This is a genomic window from Bartonella sp. HY406 (genome assembly GCF_025449315.1).
Taxonomy (GTDB): domain Bacteria; phylum Pseudomonadota; class Alphaproteobacteria; order Rhizobiales; family Rhizobiaceae; genus HY038.
Map to the genome: position 1 here is coordinate 49,659 of NZ_CP104895.1, position 6,016 is coordinate 55,674.

A 6,016-nucleotide genomic window follows, 5' to 3' on the forward strand; every position below is an offset into this window, starting at 1 on the left:
AAATTGCAGACTGGTTTAACCGTAAATATTGTGTTACCTAGCCTATTATTAGAATATTCTAAATAACACAATAGGATGTTATTAGCTAAGAAGGTCTTTGGTCATAGCCAATAATTGGCGCACATCTTCAGGCCGTGTATTACCTGTATCTTTATCAATAATAGAGCTATAAATATGCGGGATTATCTTTTTAACGCCAGCTTCTAGGGCTATGCGTAATATTTCGCTATAATTATCAAGATCAATACCGCCCGTTGGTTCCAATATAAAGTCTTTTGCTGCACATGCTTTAGCAACAACTTCAAATTCATCGCGGCTCTTTAACCCACCCATCGGAAAATACTTTAATGAGCTTGCGCCCATATCTTTAGCCATAGCAATTGCTGTTTCAACATCAATAATTGCTGGGGTCTCTTTTGAGCTAAGCGGACCGGTTGAAACACATACTTTGCCCACAATACCTGTTGGCGAAATAAGCGAGTTAACCAAGGTTTCATTTTGACGCAATAGTTGGCGGGTACCCGATACGCCGGTAAAGACTTGATTAACATGCTGCGGCTGCAATTGTTCAGCAATAAGGCTAACTATGGTTGACTGGGCTGGATCACCTGCGCCAAGCCCTACTGATACGGCATTATCGATAAGGGCCGCATAGTCACGCATATCGCTAAGGGCTGCTTCTACTGTCGGATAATTTTTTGATAAAACACCAACAAGCACATAGGTTTCGCCAGCTTCATACACTTCAATTGCGTTTTGTTTCGAACCTGCAAGGACATTGAGGCACACACGATCTTTATAATAATTTGCGCTAAGTTTCATATTATTCTCCTGATGCAAAATCTTTAAATATTTGAGCAAGCCAAGCCAACTGTTCGTCATTTACACTGCGAACATCGACTTCTAAGCGGCCTTCATTGGCGTGATATTCACGGAAATAAACTGCTGGGCTGGCTTTTTGAAAAGCTTTGGCAACGGCAAGCGCATTATGGCCGTAAAGATCTGGATCAATGGTAATTTCTGCTCTAACAATGTCTCTGCCTGCATCATCGCGTATAATGGCGGCATGCAATCCGGTCACGTCATTAATCGCACTTAAAAATGGTTGTAATCTTTCGCTCATTTGCGCACCTGTTTCTGGTGTTTCTTGCAAATAACGTTCAATAGCAACAGTAAGACCAATAATGCCTTCTTTGCCAATTTTCATGGCGCGCCCAATACCTTGGGATTGTAACTTTACCCAATCGATATATTGTTTTTTGCCAAGCACCAAACCACTGGTTGGCCCCTCAATTGCTTTTGCGCCGCTATAAATAACCAATTCCGCACCCATTTCATAATAAACGCGCAAATCAACTTCTGCTGCCGCATCAACAATGATTGGCACATTATTGGCTTTAGCAACCGCAACCGCTTGTTCAGCACTCAACACACTTTTTTGTAAAGAATGAGCCGATTTAACAAACATGATGGCTGCAGTATTAGGTGTAATTGCCATGGCTAACTGCTCAGCTGAGCATTCATTGCCCCAACCAGCTTCAACAACTGTACCGCCGCCAAGTCCAATCATTGTGCCAACGGGTGCGCCAAAATTGACATTATGTCCTTTTGGAATAACAATTTCTCTTGGTACGGATTGCTTATTACTGTGTAGATTAAAAACCAAATTTTTATTGTCTTTGGTAATTACGGCTGCAACCGTTTGAGCAATACCTGCCGAAGCACACGATACAACAAGTGCCGCTTCAACATTTAATAAACTTGCGATATATTCGCCGGTTTTATCAACCAAATCAGCCATTTCAAAATATTCGCCCAAGGCATGAGATACGGCATCACGCACTTGTGGATGGGGAGTTGAAACGCCAAGCTTGGTCATACGACCTGACACATTAATAACAGGCTTTACATTATATTTTTCATAAATCGATGTCATGATTGCTTTCTCCCTCGCGTGTTGGGAATAATTCACCTGCAACCACAGCGGCAAGCGGAACAAAATTTTGTTGGCATATCTGGCTAACGCCCTCGCTATCAAGTGCGTTTTGCGGTTGATTAGAAATATTAAAAAGGGTTAAATCCGCATCATAACCAACTTCTAAACGCCCTTTATTGGCAATTTTAAAGGTAGTACTGACATTGCTCGTTACGCTTGTAATAATTTTTTCTAATGACATGCCAAGCATTAAAAACTTAGACATAACTGCGGCCAAGCCATAAACGGGACCATTTATTCTATTCTTACAATAAATATCAGAGCTAATAGTATTAGGATAAATATTTATATCCATTGCCTGCTTGGCAATTTTAAATGAAAAACTAGCGCCGCCATGGCCAACATCAAGTACCATGCCGCGATCAAGCGCCGCTTTAGTTGCGTTGCGCAATTGGCCTTCAGGCGTTAAAATACCGTTGGGTTTGCCATGATAGCAATGAGTTAATATATCTCCCTGCCCTAAATATTCAAGAATATTATCAACCATTGGTGGCTTGTTACCAAAGTGCACCATTAAGGGAATATTATTGTTTTCTCTTTGGATTTGCTTTGCCATTTCTAATGGTTTTAAACCATTATCGCCAATGACGCTACCGCTCATGCGTGCCTTTATACCAAGAATAAATTCGCAGTGTTTACAGATGGTTTGCCCTGCCAATGGAATATCTATATCATTAAGATTAGCTAATTCGTGTTGTGTAATTAAGCCAATACGAGAAATATTAAGAAGTGCTTTTACATTGGTTTTATATTTTTTGCATAACAAGCGAAAAGCGTCAATATCATCAGCACCAGTACTACCTGCATCAATAACAGTGGTTACACCACCAGCAATGCCAATAGCATCAGGGTCATCAAAGTAAATAGGAGAATTTGGATTACAATGAACGTGACTATCAATCCAGCCAGCACTTAAATAGGTTTGACCTTTCAGATCTATTACACGTTTTGCCGCTAAACCATTTTCTTGATGAATAGAAGTAATTTTTTTATCTGTAATAGCAATATGTTTGATTTCACCATTTGCTAAACGCGCATTTTCGAACAATATATCAAACATTGACCTACCTAAGATTTTTTTTAAAGAAATTTAAAAAGGCTGAAAGGCGCCGTTATAAAACGTGCCTTTCAGCTTCCCCCTATCCAAGAATAGTAATTGGAAAGAACCAACCAAAGAGCATAGCACCTAAAATAGCACCACCGGTGATAGGTTTATTCCAAAGATGGAAAATAAGTGCACCGATGAGAGATCCAACGCCAATGGGAATAGATGCCTGCATGGCAGCAAGAATAATCAATGGCCCAAGAAAGCGACCTGAAGAATTACCTGCCCCCATCATAACATCAGCCCCATAGGTAGAATTGCCTTGACCAATGGTGAATTTACGCGCGAAAATAATTATCCCACCGATGACAAGACCTAAAATAAAACCTGTTAGCAAGGAGGGAATAAAATTTTCAATAGGCCAAACAAAACCAAATGATAGAAAGAGGGCTGGAATTCCAAGGCCCACGCCGGTCATAATAGCGCCGCCAATATCAAGAATACCAACAAGTGAGCCTTCAATGATACGGGCAAACAAAAAGCTTGCACCAAAGGCCGCAACTGCACCATATACGCCGGTATTTATGCCGTCGGCAAGCATGGCAACGAAAGCAACTTCATTAAATGCGCCCACCTTATAAACATAATACATATGAGTGCCTGCAAAAACTCCCGCAGATAGCACACCAACAAGAATAGGAAATAACCATTCGCTAAACCAAACATTTGATTTTACTTCAGTATGAGTAGCATCTTGCATCATAATTCTCCCTATTTACCGCTGATTTTACCGTGAACATCGGATAGCCATTCAGGAACGGTTAAATGGAACTGCGTTAATAGTTGCATATCAAAACCACGGAAAAATGCACTTAATGCAAATAGACAAATAATGGCCGCAAACATGATTTTAACCACATGGTTCCAACCGCCGTCATCAATACCTTTTCCAAGTAAAATACCAAGCACTATACCTGGCACTGCATTACCCATAATCATATGAGCAAGCCCCCCAAATAAAGTACCCCAAAAACCCGCCCGCTTACTTGCGCCAATTGCTGCAAGCCAGAAAATAACCGGCATTGCAATATTAACGAGAGTATTGGCAGCAGGCACAAGCACCTTAACCGCAGTAATACGCAATTCTTCAGGCACTGCCGCAGCGGTTGTATTCAAAAAAGCAATAACAATTGCGCCAATGATACCGCAAGCAATAGCCATCTTACGCGGATCATGCATTGTTTGTGCAACATTACGATTTTTCATTAAAAGAACCGCAGCCCCCCAGTTTGGGATGATACGATGATCAACATCTTGTGTCGCTGCACCAGAGGCAACAATTGATGCCCATGCATTAAAGAAAAAACCTAAACCAAATGAAAAATGGGCAGCTGGATCTCCCTCGCAGGCATTCATTTCACCTAATGTGCGAAATGCACCCATACCTTGTACTGTTGGGGCATGAAACATACGAGCAGCGCCGGCGCCAACCGCAGTACCAATAAAGCCACCTATGATCAGCGACTTTATAAGAATTATGAAATCCATTATTTTGATCTCCCTCAGCAAGACCGATCAATTATCTTTTAAATTCAATATGATCCGTCTCAATTACGCTTACCTGAACGGTCACCTTCAATTTGACGTAATATTGCTTGCGTTCACGTGGTAAAAATATGAATAGAAAACGATCTACGCGCGTCATTTCGCGTGCTTCTAATACGTAAACATCTTGTGGTTGAATACGAACAAGAACGTTATCTCCCTTCTTTCCAACCGCACGTTGTGTACCCGAAAGGGCTGCCGCAAATGCATGTTGCTTGGTCTGCCCTTTGCCAGATACTTCTACGTCTAATTCGAAGGTTTTTAGCATGCTCTAAAGTCCGTGCTTTTTCTTATAGGCTTCAACAAGCTTTTCACCTAGTTCCTCTGTGTCCATAAAACCAAAGCCAAGAACGACAAAGTCTTCATTTATGGCAGATACACCATCTTCAACTGAGCGTAAGCTGTGTTTTGCCTTATAGCCATATTTAGATTGAGCTGTAATTGCGCCGGCTCCACCGCTACCACAAAAAGAAATACCAAGGGTTGCTTGCTCTGCATTCATGACATCGCCAAGCTTCATGTCAGCTGCAATACCAGGGATAACAATAGCCTTTGCCCCAGCAGCTTCTGCACCGGCAGCAACTTTTTGACCTTTTCCTAAACGATCGCCTATAACAATAGTGATTTCTGACATGAGTGACGTCCCATTCCTAATGAATTGAAAAATATGTGTTTATTGTTTTAAACAAAGCCCAGAATGTATTTTTTTATATATTTTGAATTAGTCGGATAATTAATATTAATGATCCAGCCCTTTTGCACTTTAAAGGTCTTGCGCAACCTCAAAATGAATGGATAACAAGTAAGTTTCGTCATCAGACAGACCATCAAACAGGCCAACAATTTCACGCGCTGTAGAAATAGATTTTTCAGAAACTTCGTCAAAAAGACTTTTATCAAACTCAGGTAAAGTTTCATTGGTTAAAGCGCGCCGAGCCATTGCAAAGACATGAGCGGATAGCTTTTCTATCTGCTCATCATCCATAGCTTTACCATTCCTTTGTAGAATGTCCGGAATTTTTACCATGGCATTTGTTGCCAAAGTTTGAATTTGTGTAGCTATCGTTTCAGTAGCATTTGTCTGTAGTTGGTTTGACATGGACACTTCCATTTTTTAATTTATCGACCTATCAAAACACAGCTGAAAATATCTTCAATTGATTTTTTTTCCGCTACAAAACGGAAAAAAGGCAAGCCATACAACTATCTATTTGTTTTGAATTAATTTTTAAAATTGAAAAGAGGAAATTTAGTGTCAAAAATAGGGCATATTGCAAGCCTATATAAGCCAATGATAAAATGATTTTATTGTAAAATTAGATGTGCCGCTTATCTTGGATAATAAAAATTGCTGTAATAAGATCATGAAA

Annotated in this window: 8 protein-coding genes; all 8 read right to left on the reverse strand. The window is 40.4% G+C overall.

What is annotated here, in order from left to right:
* Positions 1–81 precede the first annotated feature (81 nt).
* A complete protein-coding gene (dagF, locus tag N6B01_RS14870) occupies positions 82–822 on the reverse strand; it encodes a 2-dehydro-3-deoxy-phosphogluconate aldolase (protein WP_262080940.1) in 741 nt (246 codons plus the stop codon).
* A 1-nt stretch (position 823) separates the two neighbouring features.
* Complete coding sequence (locus N6B01_RS14875) at positions 824–1,936, reverse strand: DgaE family pyridoxal phosphate-dependent ammonia lyase (RefSeq protein WP_262080942.1); 1,113 nt, start codon at positions 1,934–1,936, stop codon at positions 824–826.
* Positions 1,920–3,056 (reverse strand): EF_0837/AHA_3915 family putative deacetylase, encoded by a 1,137-nt coding sequence (locus tag N6B01_RS14880; protein ID WP_262080943.1) that lies wholly within the window; start codon positions 3,054–3,056, stop codon positions 1,920–1,922. The genes N6B01_RS14875 and N6B01_RS14880 overlap by 17 nt, the downstream gene beginning before the upstream one ends.
* Before the next feature lie 79 nt (positions 3,057–3,135).
* A complete protein-coding gene (locus tag N6B01_RS14885) occupies positions 3,136–3,804 on the reverse strand; it encodes an EF_0833/AHA_3914 family membrane protein (protein WP_262080944.1) in 669 nt (222 codons plus the stop codon).
* 8 nt (positions 3,805–3,812) lie between these two features.
* Positions 3,813–4,589, reverse strand: coding sequence for a DUF4311 domain-containing protein (locus tag N6B01_RS14890; protein WP_262080945.1), 777 nt, complete (start codon positions 4,587–4,589; stop codon positions 3,813–3,815).
* A 31-nt stretch (positions 4,590–4,620) separates the two neighbouring features.
* Entirely contained in the window at positions 4,621–4,914 is a 294-nt protein-coding gene (locus N6B01_RS14895) for a DUF4312 family protein (protein WP_262080946.1), read from the reverse strand.
* 3 nt (positions 4,915–4,917) lie between these two features.
* Positions 4,918–5,280, reverse strand: coding sequence for an SFCGS family glycine-rich protein (locus N6B01_RS14900; RefSeq protein WP_262080947.1), 363 nt, complete (start codon positions 5,278–5,280; stop codon positions 4,918–4,920).
* 129 nt (positions 5,281–5,409) lie between these two features.
* Complete coding sequence (locus tag N6B01_RS14905) at positions 5,410–5,745, reverse strand: PRD domain-containing protein (RefSeq protein ID WP_262080948.1); 336 nt, start codon at positions 5,743–5,745, stop codon at positions 5,410–5,412.
* Positions 5,746–6,016 lie beyond the last annotated feature (271 nt).